Origin of the sequence: Microbacterium rhizomatis (assembly GCF_008710745.1) — a bacterium.
GTDB lineage: Bacteria > Actinomycetota > Actinomycetes > Actinomycetales > Microbacteriaceae > Microbacterium > Microbacterium rhizomatis.
In genome coordinates, this window is record NZ_VYSA01000001.1 from 734368 (window position 1) to 755292 (window position 20925).

The 20925-nt window shown below is 65.4% G+C and carries 19 protein-coding genes; 9 read left to right on the top strand and 10 right to left on the bottom strand.

Annotation, left to right across the window (positions count from 1 at the left end; translation table 11 throughout):
- Positions 1-185: 185 nt before the first annotated feature.
- The 3 genes from F6B43_RS03515 to F6B43_RS03525 all read left to right on the top strand — a co-directional run bounded on the left by F6B43_RS03515 (position 186) and on the right by F6B43_RS03525 (position 2925).
- The gene (locus F6B43_RS03515) at positions 186-1022 is read left to right on the top strand and encodes a MerR family transcriptional regulator (RefSeq protein WP_150448404.1); all 837 of its coding nucleotides are present in this window, start codon (positions 186-188) and stop codon (positions 1020-1022) included.
- Between the two features lie 54 nt (positions 1023-1076).
- A complete protein-coding gene (locus tag F6B43_RS03520) occupies positions 1077-1904 on the top strand; it encodes a TrmH family RNA methyltransferase (protein WP_150447498.1) in 828 nt (275 codons plus the stop codon).
- 145 nt (positions 1905-2049) lie between these two features.
- Complete coding sequence (locus F6B43_RS03525; protein ID WP_211368015.1) at positions 2050-2925, top strand: AraC family transcriptional regulator; 876 nt, start codon at positions 2050-2052, stop codon at positions 2923-2925.
- 64 nt (positions 2926-2989) lie between these two features.
- On the opposite strand, the gene F6B43_RS03530 is transcribed toward F6B43_RS03525, so the two are convergent.
- The 5 genes from F6B43_RS03530 to mobF all read right to left on the bottom strand — a co-directional run bounded on the left by F6B43_RS03530 (position 2990) and on the right by mobF (position 10658).
- Positions 2990-4864 carry an AAA family ATPase gene (locus F6B43_RS03530; protein WP_150447499.1) on the bottom strand — a complete coding sequence of 625 codons (1875 nt, stop codon included), beginning with the start codon at positions 4862-4864 and terminating at the stop codon, positions 2990-2992.
- The gene (locus F6B43_RS03535; protein WP_343030072.1) at positions 4864-5346 is read right to left on the bottom strand and encodes an ABC-three component system middle component 2; all 483 of its coding nucleotides are present in this window, start codon (positions 5344-5346) and stop codon (positions 4864-4866) included. The genes F6B43_RS03530 and F6B43_RS03535 overlap by 1 nt, the downstream gene beginning before the upstream one ends.
- Positions 5336-6448 carry an ABC-three component system protein gene (locus F6B43_RS03540; protein WP_150447501.1) on the bottom strand — a complete coding sequence of 371 codons (1113 nt, stop codon included), beginning with the start codon at positions 6446-6448 and terminating at the stop codon, positions 5336-5338. The genes F6B43_RS03535 and F6B43_RS03540 overlap by 11 nt, the downstream gene beginning before the upstream one ends.
- A 167-nt stretch (positions 6449-6615) precedes the next feature.
- Positions 6616-6972 (bottom strand): sulfate permease, encoded by a 357-nt coding sequence (locus tag F6B43_RS03545; RefSeq protein ID WP_150447502.1) that lies wholly within the window; start codon positions 6970-6972, stop codon positions 6616-6618.
- A gap of 149 nt (positions 6973-7121) precedes the next feature.
- A complete protein-coding gene (gene mobF, locus F6B43_RS03550; protein WP_150448406.1) occupies positions 7122-10658 on the bottom strand; it encodes a MobF family relaxase in 3537 nt (1178 codons plus the stop codon).
- Positions 10659-10951: 293 nt separating this feature from the next.
- Here mobF and F6B43_RS03555 point away from each other — a divergent pair, with 293 nt between their 5' ends.
- The gene (locus F6B43_RS03555; protein WP_211368018.1) at positions 10952-11554 is read left to right on the top strand and encodes a DNA cytosine methyltransferase; all 603 of its coding nucleotides are present in this window, start codon (positions 10952-10954) and stop codon (positions 11552-11554) included.
- A 33-nt stretch (positions 11555-11587) separates the two neighbouring features.
- Here the strand turns inward: F6B43_RS03555 and F6B43_RS03560 are convergent, their stop codons facing one another.
- The 5 genes from F6B43_RS03560 to F6B43_RS03580 form a co-directional block, all read right to left on the bottom strand.
- A complete protein-coding gene (locus tag F6B43_RS03560) occupies positions 11588-12580 on the bottom strand; it encodes a tyrosine-type recombinase/integrase (RefSeq protein ID WP_150447503.1) in 993 nt (330 codons plus the stop codon).
- Complete coding sequence (locus F6B43_RS03565) at positions 12573-13502, bottom strand: tyrosine-type recombinase/integrase (RefSeq protein ID WP_150447504.1); 930 nt, start codon at positions 13500-13502, stop codon at positions 12573-12575. Before F6B43_RS03565 ends, F6B43_RS03560 begins: the two co-directional genes overlap by 8 nt.
- Entirely contained in the window at positions 13499-14437 is a 939-nt protein-coding gene (locus F6B43_RS03570; protein ID WP_150447505.1) for a tyrosine-type recombinase/integrase, read from the bottom strand. The genes F6B43_RS03565 and F6B43_RS03570 overlap by 4 nt, the downstream gene beginning before the upstream one ends.
- Before the next feature lie 81 nt (positions 14438-14518).
- Positions 14519-14947, bottom strand: a complete 429-nt coding sequence (locus tag F6B43_RS03575; protein WP_150447506.1) for an HAAS signaling domain-containing protein — start codon at positions 14945-14947, stop codon at positions 14519-14521.
- Entirely contained in the window at positions 14934-15290 is a 357-nt protein-coding gene (locus F6B43_RS03580; RefSeq protein ID WP_150447507.1) for a PadR family transcriptional regulator, read from the bottom strand. Before F6B43_RS03580 ends, F6B43_RS03575 begins: the two co-directional genes overlap by 14 nt.
- A gap of 841 nt (positions 15291-16131) precedes the next feature.
- On the opposite strand from F6B43_RS03580, the gene F6B43_RS03585 reads away from it, so the two are divergent.
- The 5 genes from F6B43_RS03585 (at position 16132) to F6B43_RS03605 (ending at position 20829) form a co-directional block, all read left to right on the top strand.
- Entirely contained in the window at positions 16132-16797 is a 666-nt protein-coding gene (locus F6B43_RS03585) for an ABC transporter ATP-binding protein (protein ID WP_425486795.1), read from the top strand.
- A complete protein-coding gene (locus F6B43_RS03590; protein WP_150447508.1) occupies positions 16794-18134 on the top strand; it encodes an FtsX-like permease family protein in 1341 nt (446 codons plus the stop codon). The genes F6B43_RS03585 and F6B43_RS03590 overlap by 4 nt, the downstream gene beginning before the upstream one ends.
- Positions 18135-18264: 130 nt before the next feature.
- On the top strand, positions 18265-19176 hold the full coding sequence (locus F6B43_RS03595) for an ATP-binding cassette domain-containing protein (RefSeq protein ID WP_246159777.1): 912 nt from the start codon (positions 18265-18267) through the stop codon (positions 19174-19176).
- Positions 19173-19979: a hypothetical protein gene (locus F6B43_RS03600; protein WP_150447510.1), complete on the top strand. Its 807-nt coding sequence runs from the start codon at positions 19173-19175 to the stop codon at positions 19977-19979. The genes F6B43_RS03595 and F6B43_RS03600 overlap by 4 nt, the downstream gene beginning before the upstream one ends.
- Before the next feature lie 34 nt (positions 19980-20013).
- The gene (locus F6B43_RS03605; protein WP_150447511.1) at positions 20014-20829 is read left to right on the top strand and encodes an ABC transporter permease; all 816 of its coding nucleotides are present in this window, start codon (positions 20014-20016) and stop codon (positions 20827-20829) included.
- Positions 20830-20925: the final 96 nt, after the last annotated feature.

A 20925-nucleotide genomic window follows, 5' to 3' on the forward strand; every position in this document is an offset into this window, starting at 1 on the left:
TCGCTACTCGGCTCGATGCGAATGAGAAGACTGTACGCAATGCGATAGTCGCGCTGGGAGGCAGGATTCGACCTCGTGGACGCCGAACAAACCCCGATGCCTGATGCGCAGATGAGAAAATGGATGTCGAGCATCACCAAACGCAACGGAAGGGAGCCGTCATGGATGTCAATACACCCGTTTCGATGACTCCGTGGCTGCGGTCCCCCTCTGATGGCGAGCTCCCGCTCTTGCCCGATGAGCAACTGACCGTGGGCGAGGTCGCATCGCTGGTCGGGGTCAGCGTTCGGACCTTGCATCACTGGGATGATGTCGGGCTTGTGCGTCCGCAGTCTCGCACGACGAGCGGATACCGTGCATACTCTGCACGGGACGTGGCACGCATTCACCGGGTGCTGGTGTATCAGGAGCTCGGGTTCAGTCTTACCCGTATCGCGGCGATCCTGGACGACCCGGCCGTCAATGCGGCCGCGCAGCTCCGCCAGCAGCGAGGACTTCTCGAAGACCGCATCGGACGGTTGCAACAGATGGCGGATGCGATCGACCAGGTGCTCCACTCGCAGGAATCGGGCCTGCGACTGACGGCGCAGCAGCAGGCCGAGATCTTCGGGCGTGGATGGCGTGAGGACTGGGCGGACGAGGCACGCGATCGGTGGGGAGAGTCCGACGAGTGGTCACAGTTCGAGCAGAACGCGATGACCTTCTCGGAAGCTGATCGTAAGCGGATGCAGGAGCACGGAGAAGCGCTCTATGCCGAGATGGCGGAGGCGAAGCGCGCCGGTGTCGCGCCGGGCACGGAGTCCGCGAACCTGTTGGCGGAACAGCACCGCACGATGGTCAGCCAGTTGTTCGAGTGCACCCACTCGATGCAGGTCTGTCTCGGCCAGCTCTACGTCGGGGACAAGCGGTTCTCGGCATTCTTCGCCGGCTTGGAACCCGGCCTCGCGGAGTGGCTTGCCGAGGTCATCAACGCGAATGCCCGCAGCCAGGGCATCGATCCTGACCACGCAGTGTGGGAGTGATCCCGGCACCTGCTTCTTGACCCTCACGTCGCGTGAGGCCACACGCTGGTGCGTATGGCGGCATCAACGGTCACGAGCGAAGCGCCCGCGTACAGCGAGGCGCAGGCGATCGACAGCGTGCGCCATCCTGTCGCCAGGCGCATCGCCGACGTACTGCGCAACCGGTCCAGCAGACCCAAGATCATCCTGATCGATGATGCGGAGAACATCGAACAGGCAATCGCGTCCGGCATTCAACTCGACAGCCTCTACAGCACCACCCGCTCGATCGCATCAGGTCAGAGCAATCCACAACACGTCAGCGATGACGTTCCCCATCACCTCCTTGACGATCGGGTCGCGAGCGAGCTCTTCGGCGGTCAGAAGCACGCTCGAGCGTTCGCCCTCGCACGCGCGCCGCGAACACCGGTGCTCGATGATCTTCGCGGAACACGCGGAGACCTTGTCGTACTCGACGGTGTGCGACTCGTCGGCAACATCGGCGCAATCACTCGCACGGCATGCGGACTGGGTGCCGCGGGCATCATCCTGCTCGACAGCGGCCTGCGCACCACGTTCGACCGCAGATTGATCCGCGCCAGTCGAGGGCTCGTTTTCTCGCTCCCCATCGTTCTTACATCGCGAACGGAATGCGCGCAGTTTCTGCAACACGAACGAATCAGCATCGCAACCCTGTCAGCAGACGCCGAGAGCCCGTTACGCACCATCCGCTCGGTCACCGATCGCATCGCCATCGTCCTGGGAAGCGAACGCAACGGCGTTTCTCAGGGACTCAACGACTTGGCGAACCATCGCTACTCGATCCCAATGACGCCGGGCGTGGAGTCTCTCAACGTCTCGGTGGCAGCAGGGATCGCCCTCTACGAGCACGGTGCTGCGTAGCAATCCACACGACCGACCCCAGACGGCCTCTGCGTCAGGACGGCGAGGACCGCGACAGCGACCAGTCACCACACGGCAATTCTCTGCTCTGACGACCTCGACGCGAACCCACCATCGGCCCGTTGATCCGATCGCGTTCGACTGTGTGAAGCTGATTGTCGTCCGTTCAGGCAGCGCTCTGCTATTCAGCGAGTTCGGCGCCCGACACGTGAAGGTCGGTGACGTTGTACTTCTAGCCGCTCAGACGCTGTGCGGGGCGGAGCCCGAGGGAAGCGTTTCTACGACCACGATCTACCTTGACCGCGATTATGTGATCGATCAGGTGTTCTGGCAGTACGCCGCGCAGTTCTGTGATCGGCACAATGCTCGCGACTTCTTCGACGCCCATTACTCGACACCTGCACAGATCGTTCGGATAGGCGAGGACCGAGCCGAGATGCTGATGCCCTGGCTGGATGAGCTCGCTGCTCTCAGCCTGGATGGGCCGCGTCCTGAGCGGTTTCTCCGGGCGCAGGCGATGCTCTTCTCGGTGCTCGACGTCATCGTGCCTTTCGTGACAACGACAGCAGGCACAACGAAGGCCGGTCGCGGCAGCGCGGTAATACCTTCTGCTCCGCGGCATCGGCAGTTCAGACCGCTTCGCATCGATGCCCGACACGTTGCGCAGCTCATACGAGATGACCCGGCGCGCCGATGGACTGTGCAGGAACTGGCGGAGGCAGTGCATCTGTCGCCGTCACAGTTGAGGCGCGTGTTCGTGGAGGCGTTCGGGAAGGCACCCATCGCTTATCTGACGATGGTGCGCACCGAACGTATAGCGAAGCTGCTCCGCTCGACTGAGCTACCGGTCAAGCAGATCGCAGCGCAGGTGGGATGGGTCGATGCCGAGTTCGCGGCCCGCCAGTTTCGTCGGAGCCTTGGGGTAACGCCGAGCGCGTACCGTCGGTTCGTGTGCGCTCCCAATCTGTCTGATGGCGCGCAACGAGCAGTGGACTGCACACACGCGCCGGCGACGAGCTGATGTCATCCTGTGACGACAACCACGGAGGCGAACGATAGGCGGTGAACCTCGCCGACTCTTCGGCTTAGCCTTCTATCGTCAAGGCATCGACCGCCCGTTCGTCGCCCGCAGCGGGCATGTAACCATATCGTCCGATGTCGACGCGCTTCGTGAAGCGGATGTCGAGCGCGTCCGACCCAAGCGGGTCCAGAGGGTCGGTGTTCTCCATGACGATGACCTGACCGTCAAAGTTGTCCTCGATGTCGCGGTAGAACGCCCGGACGACGCCCTCTGGCGGCTCATCGTCCGTCTCTGTGGATTGGTCCGGCGGTCGGTAGGTGACGAGGGGCGAGTCGAGTATGACGAATCCAGGGTGAGGCAGGTCCCGGTCAAAGCAATACTGGGCGAGGGCGAGTGTGAAAGCGGCATGCAGCACCGCACGCACCCCCTTGCCGTGTGCTGAGCGCCGCTGGTCGCCAGCGATGATGTCGAGTTCGTTTCGGTCGTAGCGGACGGAGGCTGCGGACGGGTAGTCCCACTCGGCGAGGCGCTTGGAGATCTCGGCCGAGAACTCTCGCACTGCGGTGAGGCTCAGCCCCGCAACCGCTGTTGCCACTTCCGCTTCAGTCTCGTCAGCGATCCGGCGGATCATATCCTCGAAGGTCTTGACTTGCTCGTAGAGGCCCAGGTGCTTTTCGATCTCGCTGCGCTTAGCAAGAAGATCACGGAGATTCCCCTTCTCCGGGGCCATATCCGCGTCGACCTTCCCGATGCTCTTCTGGAGCGCCAATACATCTCGGTGGATTGAGCTGATCGACGCGCGAAGGACCTCGGCCCGCACGTCCAGGCTCTCCATCGTCACGCGGAGGTCATCGAGAAGGCCCTGGGTCTTCCGGGTCTCAGAGTCGACTGAGAGGCCAAAGCTGGTCACGTCGCCTTCACAGTCCAGATTGAGATGCTGACTGGCCGGTTCCGCACCGCAGAACACACAGGTCCCGCTTCGGAAGTACCCGAGCAGGTTTCCGGCCTCCGCGATCATCTCAAGGCGTGCCAGGTCACTCTCATATTGCTTCTGCAGGAGAGTGAACCGCTGCCGGAGGGCCGCCGCATCCGAGTATTCCGATCGCTGGGCGCTGTCTGCGGATTGAAGCTCATTGTGCTGGCGGAGCAGTTGACCGCGCTGTTCTGTGAGGCTCCCGATCATCGTGCTGTGCTTGTCAATTGTGCGGTTGAGCTTGCCGAGCTGCGTCTTGAGCTCTGCCGGCTCCGCGACGTCTTGGAGCTGCGACTCAAGTTGGCTGAGCATTCTCTCGACAACTTCCTGCCGAGCACCGCGCAGCCGTTTCTGCTCTTGCGCCGAGGGAACCGCGGTCAATGCGGAGTCGTCTTCACCCGCGAGTAGGAGTTTGAGGACCGAGACCTCCTTGGTTTTATTGACCGGGTTGCCGCTGAGTCCGGGTGCTTCTTCGGCCTGCATTTCCGTCTCGCCGATGAGGCATAGGCGGGTCAGATCGCGGAAACTGAGCATGTGAGTCTCATTCCGCGCGTTCTTCCTCACCTGCTTCTCGTCCAGGCCAACTTGGTCGAGAAGGAACCTGGAAACGTTCTTGGTGTTCGCCGCGCTGTGCTTTGCGGAGAGCGTCTCGTCCGGAGGAGTCGAGGGCTCGACGCGGATGTCGGCTCGGTAGAGGGAGATTCCGCCGCCTTCCACCGATCGTGCGAGTGTGACTCGCTCACCAGTGGGGAGCTCAAGACCCAGCAGGACACGGCTGTAGCCCTCTCGCTCCGGGATCTCCTTGAGTTCCTTGGCGCCGAGGACGAAGTCGATCGCGTCGACGATGAACGACTTGCCCGTGTCCGACGGGCCGTGGATGACAGTGACGTGTGGGCTGAAGTCGACCGAGGCCGGGATCGTATTCGTGCCGGTGAACGTCAGATGCGAAAGTGTGAGTCGTCCCATCAGATGCCGTTCCCGATCTCGTGCTGCGTGACCTCAAACTCCTCGGACCAGTGCGAGGAGATTTCCCTCATGCGCTCTCGCAGGCGTGCATCATCAACGCTGCCCAGTTCTTCAACGACCCAGTGTGCACGGTCATGCAGGGCATGCGCGTAGTCGCTCTCGAGTAGCTTCAGAAAGCTCTCGGAACTCTCGTTGGCCCAGAACTCGATACCGCTGGCTTCAGCCGACATCTCCGCGAGTCCCGCCCGGATCATGACGTGGAGACCGTCTTCGATGTGCTGTCGCTTCACCCCTAGTTCACCGACTCGTACCGGGATCGGCGGATGGAGGCTCTCGGGGCCGTCGAGGTCCGCACTGTGCAGCAGTCCGTAGTCGAGGAGCACCAGTCGGTTGATATCAAGGTGCGCGGGGAAAGCTTCGACCAGAATCATTAAGACGCGCATCCCCACTTCGAGGGGACTGTTGAGCGGGCTAAGCATCATCGGTCACCCACGTCAGTTGGTCGGCGTTGGCAAGCTGGTGACAGATGCCTTGACGATCCTGGAGCTTCGAGACCGAGATGAGCCGATGCGCGCCCAGGTCGAGCTGACCAGACTGTGTGAGAACAGCTCGGAGTCGGTCAAGGCCGCTGGAGTGGTGCGCTTCTGCCGTATCCACTACGCCGGTGTAGACGTCGTCTTGGAGCAATTCGAACGTGCCGTCGGGCACCGAGTCCCTGGCATACAGGCGCAACGCCTCAGCGGAGTAGAACGCCTCCCGTTGCCGCTGTAGGTGGGCACCATACGTGGCATGTGCGGCAACCGAGTCGGTATCGGAGCAGGATGCGGGGTCCTGCTCGTGGTAGACATCCACAAGTTTCTTGACGTAGGTCGCTTCGTTCGGCGCAGGGGCCTCCGGCGTGGGTCCGACAGGTGGCCGTTCAGGTAGGGATGTCCCGAATCTGTCGGCGTAGTACGGGGTCTTGCGGTGTATGTCGAGCATCTCGTTGAGCTCGAGCGACTGGAAGACCGAGAAGTCCGAGGTCTCGGCGAGTTCACGGATGGATCGCAACGCTTGTTCGTCGTACAGCCGCGTAGCGGTGCCCCCGGCATCGAGCAGTTCGAGGAACTTCCTTCGAAGCTCCGTTGGCTTGCTCAGTAGACGATTGAGCGTGGGGCCGCAACCCCGCGGTGCGACGAACACATATCGGTCCGGAAGGCTATAGAAGGCGTCCACGACGCCGTGGAAAATCTTCAACATCTCGGGGAACGCATCCGACAGAGTGAGCGATCCATCGTAGTGCTTGGCTTGGAAGCAGTCCCATGCGTCTTCTAGGCCACGATCAGTCTTGAACGCGGCCACATCGACGCCCCGGTCTCCGGAGCCTCCAAGCTGCTTGATCTGTCGATATGAGATGGCGACCCCGGTTGCCCACTCGGTGATGAAGACTTCCCACTCGTCGGGCGAGTAGAAATAGATGCGGTGAGCAGGCGGTACAGGCGATCCGGGGAGTGCCGGCGCTGGGGAACCCACTGCGACGGGGACAGGAAGGTCAATGAGCTCGGGTGCGCCGCTGCTTGCGTTCGGCTGGGTCGCCAATGACACGCGGGCACCTCCTCGTTCCTTTGTCGTCTCGTCCCAACTCTATGAGACGACGAGGGCTCCCTCTGCGATCGTCCGTCAGCGGGTCGAACGAAACTCGATGCTTCTTGCTTCCCGGAATCAGACGACGGAGCGCTACTGCGTCACGGTCACGGTACCGCAGTGGTCGATCAAATCGCTTGCTTGACCAACTCGGTGGTCGTTCGATGTTGCGCGCGAGCGGCGACCGCCTCACGCACGCGGACGCGGGCGAGCAGGATCAGGCTGACGGGTCCCATGATGATGAACTTCATGGTGTTCCACAGGCAGAGGAGGACGAGGAGGTTGAGGCAGCCGGGGCCGTCGTCGGTGATGAGGGCGGTGAGGGTGCTCGCGGCCAGGAGGTAGGGCACGGCGAGCAGCATCGCTGGGATGCCCCACTTCAAGCCTCGGCGGGTGCGAATGGCGTCGAGGAGGATGTTGGTGGGCATGTAGCGGCGCAGGAAGGCGCGGGTGCGGACGCTGAGGGTCCAGAGTTGGCGGATCATGACGGGGTTCCTCTCACAGGCACGACGGATTGTCGGAGGCGGTGCGTGTGTGAGTGGCCTTGCGGCCTGCCCCGAGGAGCGTCATATCAAGGAGAAATCCGCCTCCGTTTCAGGGTACGACGCACTGGCGACAATCGGAAGCGCAACCGTCACAGCGATCGGCCGGCGCTCGCTCGTCGCGCTGGCCGCGACGTGGCTTCGCCGGGTTCGGCCGCCGCGAGGTCGCTGATCCTCTCCAGTGCGGCCCTCGCTCGTGCGGCGTCGATCTTCTGTACCTCGCTATCGGGGGCTGGGCCGAGAGGGGTGCTGGTGGTGATGCCGTAGCGGTCGCGGTACGCGGCGATGGTTCGTGCGTGCCTCCGCCAGGAGGCTGCCGCCTTCGCCTCTGGGGGTTCGGCGCCCAGTGAGCGCGCCCACTCGTGCTTCTCGCCGAGAGCTTGGTCGAGAAGTCCGTCGGCGCGCTGGTGGATCAGGTCGCGGCGTTCGGTGAGTGCTTTCCGCATTTCGGCGGTCATCGGGCCGGTTGCTTCGAGGATGAGACCGGCGATGACGCGGGCTGGTCTGCGGGTGCGGCCTGATCCTGCGGGGCGGGCGGTGGCGCGTGCGAGGCGGTAGTGCAGGACGGCGGCGATGTCGTCCGCATCCGTGAATCCTCGTGCCGCGGTCAGGCGCGGAAGGAGCGCGTCGACGTCGTGGTGGTTGGCTTCCGCGCGACGCAGCTCTGCGGTGAGTGCCCCGAACGTGTCGGAGCGGATCGCGTCGTCCGCCTGGTCTTGGGTGAGCCCGGATTTGCGGATGAGGGTGGCGAAGCGGTCGTGTTGGGCTGCTTGCGCGATCGTCTCGTACTCGGCCGCGAGCTGCGCGATCGACCCCCACGTCTCGTGCTCGGCGGTGATCGTCTCGTGCGCGGACAGCTCCGCTCCGACGTGCTGCAGGACCCCGTAGAGCACGCTGCGCGCGGTCGCGTCTGGGTCGTCGGCGGGGTGCGGGGTGGTGTGGTTGTCGTCGGGGTGGTCGGTGGCGACGTAGACGAGGTTCGCTTGCCGCCCGCGGGTCATCGCGACGTACAGGTTCTCCCTCGTCGTGCTGGGGTCGGCGAGGACGTGGGCGGTGTCGGTGGTGATGCCTTGCGCTCTATGTGCGGTCACTGCGTAGCCGAGATTGACGTGATCGGCCACATATCCTGCAGGCAGTACAACCGTGCCGCGTGCGGCGGTGCGGTGGACGGTGAGGGAGCCGTCGTCGCGGATGTCGGTGACGGTGAAGCGGTCGCCGTTGCGCACCCAGCCACGTCCAGCGCGGAGGCGCCGGTCGTTGCGGCGGGTGATGACCTGGTCACCGATGCCGACGCGGCTAGCGTCGTGGAGTTCGACTTCACGGAGCGCGTTCACGGTGCCGTCGAGGATCAGGTCTGCGCGGGCGCGCTGGTTCAGCGCGTGGACGGACTCGTTCGAGTCCGCGATCAGCACCGTCGCAACCCCGGCGAGGGTGTCGGCGCGCCAGGCGGTGTAGGCGGCGTCGATCATCGCCTCGGTGTCCCCACCGGTGATGCGACCGTGGCTGGCGTAGGTGTCGATCGCTTCGGAGCGACCGTGGCGGAGGTCGAGGGAAGCGGTCTTCTCCCAGGCATTGACGAACCGGTGCACGTCGACCAGTTCGGGGGCGTCGTCACGGTCGTGGACGAGGAGAGAGAAAGCGCCACCGGCAGTCACGGATTGCAGTTGCGCCCAGTCCCCGACCAGCAGCACCTTCGCCCCCACCTCCGCTGCGTGTGCGGTGATGCGGTCAAGGGAGAGGGTGCCGGCGAGGGAGGCTTCGTCGATGATGACCAACTGGCCCCGGCGGAACGTGTTCCCGTTGCGCTGGTGGGTGTCCCACCATTTCGCCGTGTTCTCCGTTCGGATGCCGAGGTCATCGGCGAGGACCTGCGCCGCGACCGCGGACGGGGCGAGACCGACGACGCTGCCGCGCCCGTGCTCCCGCTCCCACACGGTGCGCAGCGCCCGCATGGCCGTGGTCTTCCCCGCCCCAGCCGGGCCGACCAGCACATCCACCACCCGGCCCGACACCGCCACCGCCACGAGCGCCGCCGCTTGATCAGCCCCAAGGAGTCGCCCGTCGCGGTCGGGCCGGCCGGCGACCTTCTCCACGACCTCGACAGGCACCGTCGGCGCCGTTCTGGCGCGGGCGCGCTCGCGAAGCCGATCCTCCGCCGCAAGCAGCTCTTCCGAGGAGTACACCGTGGATGCCGTCGGACGAAACCTGCTCGTGCCATCGGACCTGCGGAACACGGCGGGGCTCGATGCGAGCTCGGGCGGGGTCAGCCGCAAGGAGGCGTGTTCAGCGGCGTCTACGACCATCCCGACGACGGCTTCACGATCCTGCGTGGTCGCGAACCGGTAGGGCATGGTCTGGCGCGCGGCTTCGGCGGTGAGGTTCCACCGCCGCCACGTTGACCGCTTCTCACCGACCGCCTCGACCACACTCCGCCCGAGCGACGCGATCACATCCAACGGCACGTCATCGGCGCGCAGCAACAACGACGCACCATTCGCCGTCACGGTGCGAGCCCAGGCGGTGGCGTCTTCACCGAGGAGGTGGGCTGCACGTGCCCGCCACTCTGCGGTGAGGTATGCGAGGGAGCGGACCTGCTTCTCGGGTCGAGTGGCGAGGGTGGCCCGCGCGCGGAGCTTGATGATCGTCGCCAGCGACGGTTGCCGGCCGCGGCGTTCAACGTACTCGGCGATCAGCCGGTTCTTCTCCTGCTCGATCTGCCGGGACCGTGACGAGAACTCCACCACCAGCTCCTCCGGCACCGTGGCGATCGCCCACGCCGGATTCCGGTCACGCCCCATGTTCCGTGCTTCCCATGCGACGCCGAAGGCGCGGGTGAGGTGGTCGGCGAACACCGCCTCGTGCAGCTCGGACAGCGCGACCGTCGCCGCGTGCAAGGGGCGTCCGTCGAGGGAGCGCCACTTGCCGTCGTGGGCGGTCTGCACCTTGTTCGAGATCACCACGTGCGTGTGCAGATGCGGGTCACCGGCACGGGAGTCGTAATGGTCGAACGCCGTGGCGATCACCCCGGTCACATCGGCCTGCGCGACCGCGCCGTTGCGACCCGCCGCGCCGACACGGGTTGCGGCAACCTCGCGCTCGATGAACGCAACCATCTCCGCAACCGCCGCATGGTGCGCGTCCGCAATCAACGATTGCGTGCCCGCGTCGGAGACCGCCCACAGCACCGACGCGGACTTCGGGACCGAGAACGTGAAATCGAACCCCGCAACCGCCTTCCGCGACCCCTTCGCCATCTCCTCCGCCTCGATCGCGGCGACCGCCTCCGCACGCTCCGTGACGGGAAGTTCGGGGTCGAGCCCGGCGGTGCGCTGCTGAATGCGCTCAGTCACCGTCGGATAGTTCCGATACGCGCTCCCGAGCGGATCACCCATCACAGGATCACGGCCCATACCGATCAGGAGCTGAAGCTGCGTCTCAGTGACCTGATCGCCCACCACGACCGAGCCGCCGCCGAGAACGGCGATAGCGGAGCCGAGCCACCTGCCGGGCGGGGTGCCCTCCTCGGTGTAGTAGCGCGTCAGCGGTGTCGAGAGCATCCGGTCACCGTCACCCGTGGCGACGGTGCGCAGCAGGTACTTGTAGCCGTCACCGGCAGACATCACCCGCATCGAAACCGTCACCACACACCGCCCTCTTCCTGCTCACGAGGTGGGTGCGACCGTCCTCGCGCAGCGAGTTCGCCGGCGCCTGACGAGTCAGGTGGCGGGCCGCGCTTGCAAGACGCGTGGCAACTCGTTCGAGCGAACCGCGAGGGGTGAGAGGCGTTGGCCGTCGCGGCCGTCGTCGTGACTTGGGTCGCGTCTGCTGGCCGTCGGCGGGTGGGGTGCTTCGTGCACCTGGTTGGTGACCAGCTCGGAGCCGCAGCACGACTCCGGGGATCACCGTTCCAGGAGGTTCGCCCGTGGCAGACCAGACTCCCACCGACCCGTCCGCGCCGCTGCGTGTCGGGTCTCTGTTCTCTGGCTACGGCGGACTCGACCTCGCAGTCGAGGAAGTCTTCGGAGCAAAGACGATCTGGTTCTCCGAGATCAACGAACCCGTTGCCTGCGTCTTCTCCCACCACTGGCCCGACGCCCCAAACCTCGGCGACATCACCACCATCGACTGGAACACGGTTCCATTGGTGGACATTCTCTGTGGCGGGTTCCCCTGCCAGGACGTATCGACGGTCGGGAAGATGGCCGGACTGAAACCCGGCACCCGCTCCGGCCTGTGGGCGCACATGGCAGCTGCAATCGACGCACTGCAACCTGAGTGGGTCGTGATCGAGAACGTGCGCGGTCTGCTTTCCGCACCCGCGATCCGCGCAAACCCCGAAGGAGACGACGATGAGCGACGCAACCCTGAACATACAAGCACCGACGGTGCAACCCCTCGCGGCATGGAACCCGACCCGTGGCATCTGGGAGAAACCGCAACTCGACCTCTTCGCGCAGCAGGAGCAGTTATGCGGAGCGAGTGGTTATGCCGACCGAGTCGCCGTCGGTCTGAGACCGCTGGGTGAGCGGCGACTCCGGTCGGCATAACCGTGGGCGTGTCAGCGGTCGGTGAGGAACGCGATGAGAGCGTCCGACGCCTGGTAGCGCGCTGGTGGCCTGTCGCCGATCGCGGGGAGTCGGTCCAGGCTCCGGCGCTTGAGCTCCAGGTCGGCCTGGAGGTAGGCCTGCGTCGTCTGGATGGTGGCGTGGCCGAGCCAGAGCGCGATGCTGGCGGTGTCGATCCCGGCGTGCAGGAGCATCATCGCGCAGGTGTGTCGCAGGGTGTGCGGGGTGACGTTCTTCTCTCCCAGGCTCGGGCACTGCTCGGACGCGACCTGGACGTGCCGGGCGAGGAGTTTCGCGATCGCCGCCCGACTCAACGCCGTCCCGGTGCTGGTTGGGAACAGTGGCGTTGCAGGGATGCCGTCGAGTTCGTTGAGCCAGGCGGTCAGCAGGCGGATGGTGGGTTTCTGGAGCGGGATCACCCGGTGTTTGCGTCCTTTTCCGAGGCAGCGGAGCTGGCTGTGCGGGCCGTTCTCGATGTCCCCGACGCGCAGACCGGCCAACTCGCTGACGCGGAGCCCGGTCTGGATGCCCAAGTGCAGCAGGAGCCGGTCGCGCCTGCCGATCCAGGTCGCCGTGTCGGGGGCGGCGATCAGCGCCTCAGCCTCTGCCCGGGTGAGGAAGGACACGATGGTCGTCTTGGTCCGTTTCGCGGGGATCGCCAGCACTTGGCTGATCGTCGCGATCGCTTCCGGTGCCCGGTAGCTGGCGTAGGTGAAGAACGACCGCAACGCCGCCCGCCTCGCGTTGCGTGTCGAGGCGGAGTTGCCGCGCTCGTCTTCCAGGTGCTGGAGGAACCTGCCGACCATGTCCGCGTTCAGGTCCGCCAGTCGCAACGCTGACGGGGCGGTGCCGGTGCGGTGCTGGGCGTAGAGGAGCAGGAGCCGGAAGGTGTCGGCGTAGGCGGCTTTGGTGTGGACGCTGGCGTTCATCTGCCCGTCGAGCTTGTCGGTGAAGAACCGTTGCAGCAGCGGCGCGAGATCACTCATCATCGGCTCCGATCGCCGGGAGGCGGGCGCCGAGGGCGGCGGCCAGCTCGGGGGTGTTCTGCAGATACCAGTAGGTCGAGACGGGGCTGACGTGTCCGAGCCAGGCTGAGAGGACCGGCATCATCTGCTCGACGTCCCCGCCCGCGCGGATGTGGCCGATGAGGGTGTTCGTCGCGAAGGAGTGTCGGAAGTCATGCAACCTCGCAGCTGCTTCGGTCGTGGTGCCGGTCATTCCCGCCAGGGCGCGGATCTGACGGAACGCCTGCCCGCAGGTCGAGGTCGCCAGCCGGTCGCCGCGCCGGGTGACGAACAACGCCTCGGTCCGCCTGACGGGGAATCGCTTGTCGCGCAGCCGCTGATACTCGCCGATCGCGCTCATCGTGGTGGCGTGAACCGGAACGATGCGGGACTTGCCGAACTTCGACTCCGTCACCCGCACCCATCCGCCATCACTATCTGCATCCGAGGTGATGTCAGCGTCGTTGAGGCCGCGGGCCTCGCTGATCCGCAGCCCGGTCACCGCCAGCAGCCCGAGCAGCGTCTGCCAGGTCACGGCGCGGATCGTCGGCGTCAACCGGCCCGCCGCGCGCAACAGGGTGTTGATCTGCTCCGACGTGTAGATGTGCGGTCGCGGGCGGTGATTCACGTAGGGCCTCCCGTCGAGAACGGGGACCTCGGTGGCCGGATCGAACGAGGCGATGTGCTCAGCGAACTGCCGGACCGTGTTCAACCGGGCAAGCACCGTGCCGCGGGAGAACCGCGCAGCCCAGGAGACCGCGAGATCGTGACGGATCGTGGTCTCGCCGGCATCGTCCATGAAGTCCAGAAACTCGCCCAGCACCCGGCCCGGGACGGCGAGCGTGAACCCGAGCGCCCTCCTGGTCGTCAAGTAGTCGTCCAGCAGGTCCCGCAGGGCGCTCATCGTCCCCACCTGCCCTCAGCCGCAGCCGGCCATTCGGGGACGAGCTGTGTCAGTCGTGCGTGGTCGACCTTGGTGTAGATCGCGGTGGTTCGTAGTTGGGTGTGACGTAGCAGCCCCTGAATTTCTTGGAGCGTCGCGCCGGAGGCGAGCATCCCGGTCGCGAAGGTGTGCCGCAGTCGGTGCGGCCCGAACTCGGTGATCCCGGCCCTGGCGCAGGCCATCCGCACGATCTTCTCGATCCCGTTCGGTGCGACCGGGCGCACCGGCTCGAACATCGTCAAGAACACCTCGTCATAGCCAGCCCTGCCGCCGCGACCGTGCAGCACGTACTCCTCTAACGCGCGACCCACCTCGTCCGGCAGCGGCAACTCGTCGGCGCGGTCGCCTTTCCCCCGGACGCGGATCGTGCCGGTGCGCCAACCGATGTCGCCGAGTCTGAGCGCAGCGATCTCTCCAGCGCGGAGCCCGAGGCCGGTGAGCAGCAGCAGGATCGCCCGATCCCGCAGTCCCTTGGGTGCCTGCAAATCGAGGCTGCCCAGCAGGTCTTGGACGGTGCCCTCGGGCACCGGGTCCGGGATCGAGGACAACCGCCACCCGGTGGCGTTCGGGACGACCCCGGCCAGGTCCTGCCCGACCCTGCCGGTGCGGTGGCAGAACCGCAGGAACGAGCGCAGCATCACCAACTGCTTGCGCAACGTCGACGGCTTCTGCCCGCGCTTCGCCGCGAGGTTCACCAACTCCATCACTGTCGCCGGCGTCAACGCTCGCAGCGACTCCTCGACCGGCGTGGGTAACCAGGCCAGGAACCCGACGACCCGATCCGTGTAGACCCGTGCGGTGCTCTCCTTGACCGATCGCTCCCGCAGCAGCCAGTCCTCGAACTCCTCCAACACCTGCTGCGCGTCACCGCGGCGACGTTCCCGATACTTCGACATCGTGATCCTCCTTGATCCGTGCCGGACAGTCGGTGTGACTGCCCGGTCAGGTCAAGCGAACCGTGTCGATCCGCGTCACGGTTATGCGGAATCGAGTCCGTTAGGGGCCTTGCGCGGGTCCTTCACCCGTTCCCCCCAGATCACGACGATTATCACGAAATAGCCGACCAGACCCACTGCGCCGACCACGATCGCGATGATCGGGTGGAACCCCCAGAAGACCTCCTCGCCGCGCATCTGACCGAACACGCCGATGATCAGAACGCATCCAAACAGGAACCCGACGAGCCAGTTCACGATGTACCACGGCCAGCGGCGCGCAGGCGCTGTCTCCCCGCCGAAGCTCGCAGCATACTCGCGCGCCGGACCGAACGCTGCGACCGGGTCCTCACCCGTCTCGGCGATGTGGCTCTCGACCTGCGCGATCGCATCCCCGATCACCTCGCCCGGGACATCGCGCAGCCGCAGCGCAAGCATCAGCTGCTGCGTGTACTTCTCAACCGTTGCCATGACCAACTCCGTTCCCTTCGCCCCGCAGTAGCAACGACGTCCGCTCCGTGAACCTCTGCCACTGCGCGCGCTGCTGCTCAAATCGCTCGCGGCCGGCCACGGTGATCGTGTAGTACTTCCTCCCGGGCCCGCCCTCACCCTGACGCCACTGCGACGCCAGGGCGCCGTCTCGCTCCAGACGATTCAAGACCGGGTAGAGCGTTCCACCCTTGATCGTCCCCATCCCCGCCCCAGCCAACCGCGCAGCAATGAGATACCCGTAGGTCTCGCCCTCGGAGACCACAGCCAACGCCATCGTCTCCAGCACCCCGCGAAGCCAATCGCCAGGCCAACTCTCATCCATACCTAGATGATTGCAGCAACTAGATGGCCGGTCAATCTAGTCCCGAGTTTGCATAACACCGGAGTCCACATAACGGCGCTTATGCGGAAGTTCGCATAAGCGCCGTTATGGGAGACCTGGCCGACCTCCGGTATGACGCGCAATGGATGGGCCTACCCGCTTCCGCAATCGGCGCACCTCACCCTCGATACCGTGTCTTCATCCTCGCCCACCGCGCTCTTCCGAACGCCACTAGCGTCAGACGCGTCGCGTGGCGGGGAGACGCTGCAGCAGGTCAAGGCCCGGCGCGGCACGATCGCATTGAGCCATCAGATCATCGACCTCGCCCTCCACGGACCAACGGGGATCCGCGACCGGAGGAGCCGGACAGCCTGTGGACGCTGATTGGGCAACTCTTCAACGATGGGGAAGATACGCCGAAGCAGTGATCCGCTGGGAGCAGATCACCGGTCGAGCCGCTCCGTCGCCAGCAATCCTCAGCGACATGACTGGGCCGCGTCCTGCACCAGTGTTCGTGGAATGGCTCATGGGGCTACCGTCAGGCTGGGTCACAGCGAAGCGCTTCCGGCTCTCAATGAACCAGCAGCTCACAGCGCTGGGTAACGGAGTTCTCCCGGCTCAGGCTGCGGCAGCGCTACGAACGCTTCTTGGGCACCGCCAAGACCCATCGCACGCGGAGAGCCGGTAAGCCGAGCCACTTTCAGGGCGAGACTTCAACCCCTGGTTGATGTTGTCGGCGTCTGCTTCCTTCCTAGCGTGGAAGGGTCACGTTTATCGAGGATTGAGAGTTCGCATGTCTACAAGCCCAGCCCCGTCACCGAGAGTCCGAGGAACGGAGCTGGTGAAGACTTACGGTGAAACAACAGCGCTGGGTGGCGTCACTGTCGAGGTTCGTGATGGTGAGTCGGTGGCGGTGATGGGGCCGTCGGGCTCGGGGAAGACGACCCTTCTGCATCTGCTGGCCGGGATCGTCCCGCCGGATGCCGGCGAGGTGATTCTGCGAACTGATGCGGGTCCGGTGAGTATCGGCGCGCTCGATGACGATGCTCGTTCGGCGCTCCGGCTGCGGGAGTTTGGCTTTGTCTTTCAGCAGGGTCTTCTGCTCCCTGAACTGACGGCGGTCGAGAACATTTCGCTCCCTCTGCTGCTCTCAGGCGCAACTCGCGCGTCGGCAGAGTCATCGTCTCGGGGTCTGCTGGCATCGCTGGGGCTTGACGGTCTGGGGGAACGTCGGATCGGGCAGCTTTCGGGCGGGCAGGCTCAGCGGGTCGCCATCGCTCGCGCTGTCGTCGGGAATCCGCCGGTGGTGTTCGCGGACGAGCCGACCGGCGCGCTGGACTCGACCACCGCCTCCGATGTGCTCGATCTTCTGATGTCGCTGACCGCTCACCGTGGCCGGGCTCTCGTGCTTGTGACGCACGATGAGTCTGTCGCTGCTCGGTGTTCTCGGGTGGTGCGGATGAAGGATGGCCGGGTTGTATCCGACAGCGCGGAGTCACGGCCATGAACTGGCACGTGCTGTGGCTTCTCATCCGTCCAGGCCGGACCGGTGTCTCAACCGTTGTACTTCCTGCCGTGGCGTTCGCGGTGATCACGACGGTCGCGTTGAGCGTGGTGGCGATCGCTGGCCGGTTCTGGTTCGCTCCTGACAACGAGTTCGGTGCATATCGGCTGCTGGGCGCCGGTCTCGTCATTCTGCTGTTCGTGCCGTTGAGTACACTCTCGGCAGCGGCAGCGCGGCTTTCCGCGCGGCGGCGCGACGATCGTCTTGCAACGCTCAGGCTCCTCGGGGCCGCGTCCACTCTCGTGCGGCGGATCGCGTTCAGTGAGGCGGTGTTGATCGCCGCGACCGGCGCGGCTATCGGTGTACTTCTGTACCTTCTTGCCGCCCCGCTTCTGCTGCTCGTTCCGATGCAGGGTGAGTCTGCGCAGGCTGCGGAGATGTGGTTGCCGTGGTGGGTGACGGTGTCTCTTGCCGTCGGCGTGGTCGCGATCGCGGCACTGAGCGCGACAGCGAGCTTGCGCATGGTCGTTGTGTCACCGTTGGGGGTGCGGACCCGGAGTGAGGCTCCTCGGCTGCGGTGGGTTCGGCTGCTGATCGGTGGCGGGGTGATCGCGCTCGCGCTGGTTCTCTTGCAGTCGGTGTCCGGGAGCTGGGGCGCGACCGGGATCGCCGCGGCATACGCGGTCGCTCTGGTCGCGGTGATGTCGGTACTCGGGGTGGTCGGCCCATTCATTACCGCCCGGCTCGCAGGTCTGCGCGCTAAGAGAGCGAGCACAGCGTCCGCGTTGATCGCAGCACGCGTGGTGCTGGAGTCGCCGGCAACAGCGTGGCGGCAGGTGTCCGGGGTGGCCTTGGCGAGTTTCCTCGTCGTTCCGGCCGGGTCGATGCTCGGCTACCTCGACATGATCCAACGCACATCGCCCGTGGTCACGGACGAGAACCGAGTGCTGTTCGCCGATATCCGAACGGTGCTGCTGGTCGCGCTGGTCGTCTCTTTCCTGCTGGTCGCCTGCTCGGTCGGCGTGACCCAGGCTGCGGCGGTTCTGGAACGCGGCGCGTTCTACGTCAGCCTCGACCGTCTCGGAATGCCGCGTCGTGAGATGAACCGGTCACGGTGGGGGGCGGTGCTGCTGCCGCTTCTGGTCGCATCCATCGGCTCTGCCCTCGCGTCGACGGCGCTGGTGTTCCTGTTGGTCGCGATCGCGGTCGCGACAGCACCGCTGTTCATCGTGGGTGTGGTGCTGCTCCTTGCTGCCGGTATCGGTGCGGTGCGTGTCGCCGTTGCAGCGACGACGCCCGTGCTGCGTTCGGTTCTCGCCCGCCCCGACCGGGTGCTCTAGGACCATCCAGGGTTGGTCCGCGGGGAAGCGCATTGTCACCCACGGTTGATGTTCCGGTGGGTGGGTCGATTCCTACGTTGGAAGTAGGCCATTCCCACCGCTCCGCAGGGGCATGAAAGGACGAAGCACCGTGACGATCGAGACACGCAGCCTCAGCAAGAGATACGGGCGCAAGTACGCCATCCAGGATGTGTCATTCACCGTGGCCTCCGGCAAGGTCACGGGCTTCCTCGGACCGAACGGGGCTGGCAAGTCCACCACCCTCCGGGCGATCGTCGGTCTGGATCACCCCACGTCGGGGACGGCGCTGATCGGTGGTCGTCCGTATGCGGAGCTCGGCGCGCCGCTGCACGAGGTCGGTGCTCTCCTGGATGCGCGTTCCGCGCACCGTTCCCGTACCGCTCGCAATCATCTGCGTTGGGTGGCGGCTACGAACCGCATTGCGAAGTCGCGTGTGGAAGAGGTCATCGACCTCGCGGGACTCAGTACGGTAGCGGACAAGCGGGTAGGTGGTTTCTCTCTCGGGATGGGGCAGCGGCTCGGCATCGCGGTCGCCCTGCTCGGTGATCCTCAAACGCTGATCCTCGATGAACCGGTCAACGGCCTCGACCCCGATGGCGTGACCTGGATGCGCGGTCTGCTGCGCGGGCTCGCGGACGAAGGTCGCACCGTGTTCCTGTCCTCGCATCTCCTCGGTGAGCTCTCGTTGATCGCCGATCACGTCATCGTGATCGGCAAAGGCCGCATCATCGCCGACAAGCCCCTCTCCGAACTCGTCGACACGACCGAGACGACCCAGGTGCGCACAGCAGCCGTCGCCGACCTGGTAAAGGTACTGACCGGTCCTGAGGTCAGCACGACCGTCCTCTCCGCGGACACGGTGGAGGTGTCCGGGCTCTCAGCGGAGCAGATCGCGGAGCGCGCGAACGTCGCCGGCATCGTGCTGTATCAGATCGCCCCGGTGACCAGATCGCTCGAGGACGCCTACAACGAACTCACCCGCGACGCGGTGGAGTACCGCGCCACCGGAGCAGGATCATGACGACGCTCACAGCGACGCCCGTGACCGCACGGCGGGTCACCTCCCTGAGCGCGGTGAACGCGGAACGCATCAAGTTCCTCACCCTGCCCTCATACACGATCTCTGCTCTCGCGACACTTGCGCTGCTGATCGGGCTGGGCGTGCTGAGCTCGTTCGCAATGGTCTGGCAGGCCGAGGACGGCGGTCCCGCGCTGGGGCCGGTGGTGCCTGGGCTGGTTCTGGATGGTGTGCAGACCGCGCAGGTTCTGCTCGCGATCGTGGCGACGCTCTTCGTCACCTCCGAATACGCCCAGGGCACTATCCAGACCAGCGTCATCGCCGTCCCCAAGCGCATCCCGATCCTGATGGCAAAAGCCGCGACCGTCGCCTCCGCGGGGCTACTCATCGGTGTTGCCGGGAGTGCGACGCTCATGTTCGCGGCTCCTGCGATTCTCGACCAGGCCGGCATCGGGGTCGACTGGTCCGCGCAGACGCCGGTGCAGGTGATCCTCGGGTGTGGTCTCTATCTGGCGCTGATCGCCGTGCTGGCGCTGAGCCTGGGGGTGCTGATCCGGAACACGGTGGGTGCTTTCCTCACCGTCGTCGCGCTGCTCACGGTGGCACCGCTTCTGCTCAGCGCCGTGCCGATCGAGTGGGTCGCCAAAGCGACTTCGTATCTTCCCACCATCGCCGGCATCCTCGTGCTGTACCCAGACAGCCCCATGTCACCACTCACCCCGTGGCAGGGCCTCGGCGTCCTGGCCGCCTGGGCGACCGCCGGGATGGTCGCCGCAGCACTCACTCTTCGATTCAGGGACGCGTGACGCCGTGAATCGTTCCGACACTCAAGCAGGAGCCATGACCGCCACAACCCGTTCCACCGCCATCCCTGCCCGACTGCGTCTCATCGACGTCATCACCGCCGAACGCATCAAGTTCTTCACGCTGCGATCCAACCCCATCCTCGTATCCGTGGTCGGGGCACTGATCGCGCTCTCGGCGCTGCCGTCCGCGATCGCGCTGACTGTGCCATCCTCCAACCCCGGAGCTGCCGTCAACACGGTCACCAGCGTCGACTCGCTCCGCTTCGTGGACACCGTTCTGTGGATGCAGATCGTGTTCGCCGTGATCGCGGTGCTCTACGCGACCAGCGAGTACACCAGCGGCCAGATCAAACTCTCACTCACCGCTGTACCCTCCCGCATCCCGGTACTCGCCGCGAAAGCCATCGTCATCTCAGTGATTGGCTTCGTCGTCGGCACGGTTGCCGCGCTCATCGCCGTGTGCGTTCCCCTGCTGATCCTGCCCTTCGGGGACATCGCCTACGACTTCGTACTCGGCTATGCGCTGCTGCTCTCGGTCGCGTCCGGCATCTACCTCGCCCTCACCGGGGTCGTGGCCTTGTGCATCGGGGCGCTGATCCGCAACGTCGTGGTCGCGATCATCATCCCCGTCGCCGTGTTCAGCATCGTGCCGTCTGTGCTCGAATCCATCGGAAACGACACCATCACCATGCTCACCGGCTACCTCCCCACGGTGGCGGGTCGCGTGATCCTCACCACGTTCGAGAACCCCGCCGGCCTCACCGCCTGGCCGGGTCTGGCCGTTCTCGCCGGATGGGCTCTCGTCCTGCTCGCGCTCGCGAGCTGGGCGCTTCGCGCCAGAGATGCGTGAGAGGAGGCAGCCCATTGACCATCATGGTGCTCCCGGCAGCCCGCTCAGGACTGCACGAGACAATGGAACCGACGAGAACCCGCGAAACAGGAAGAC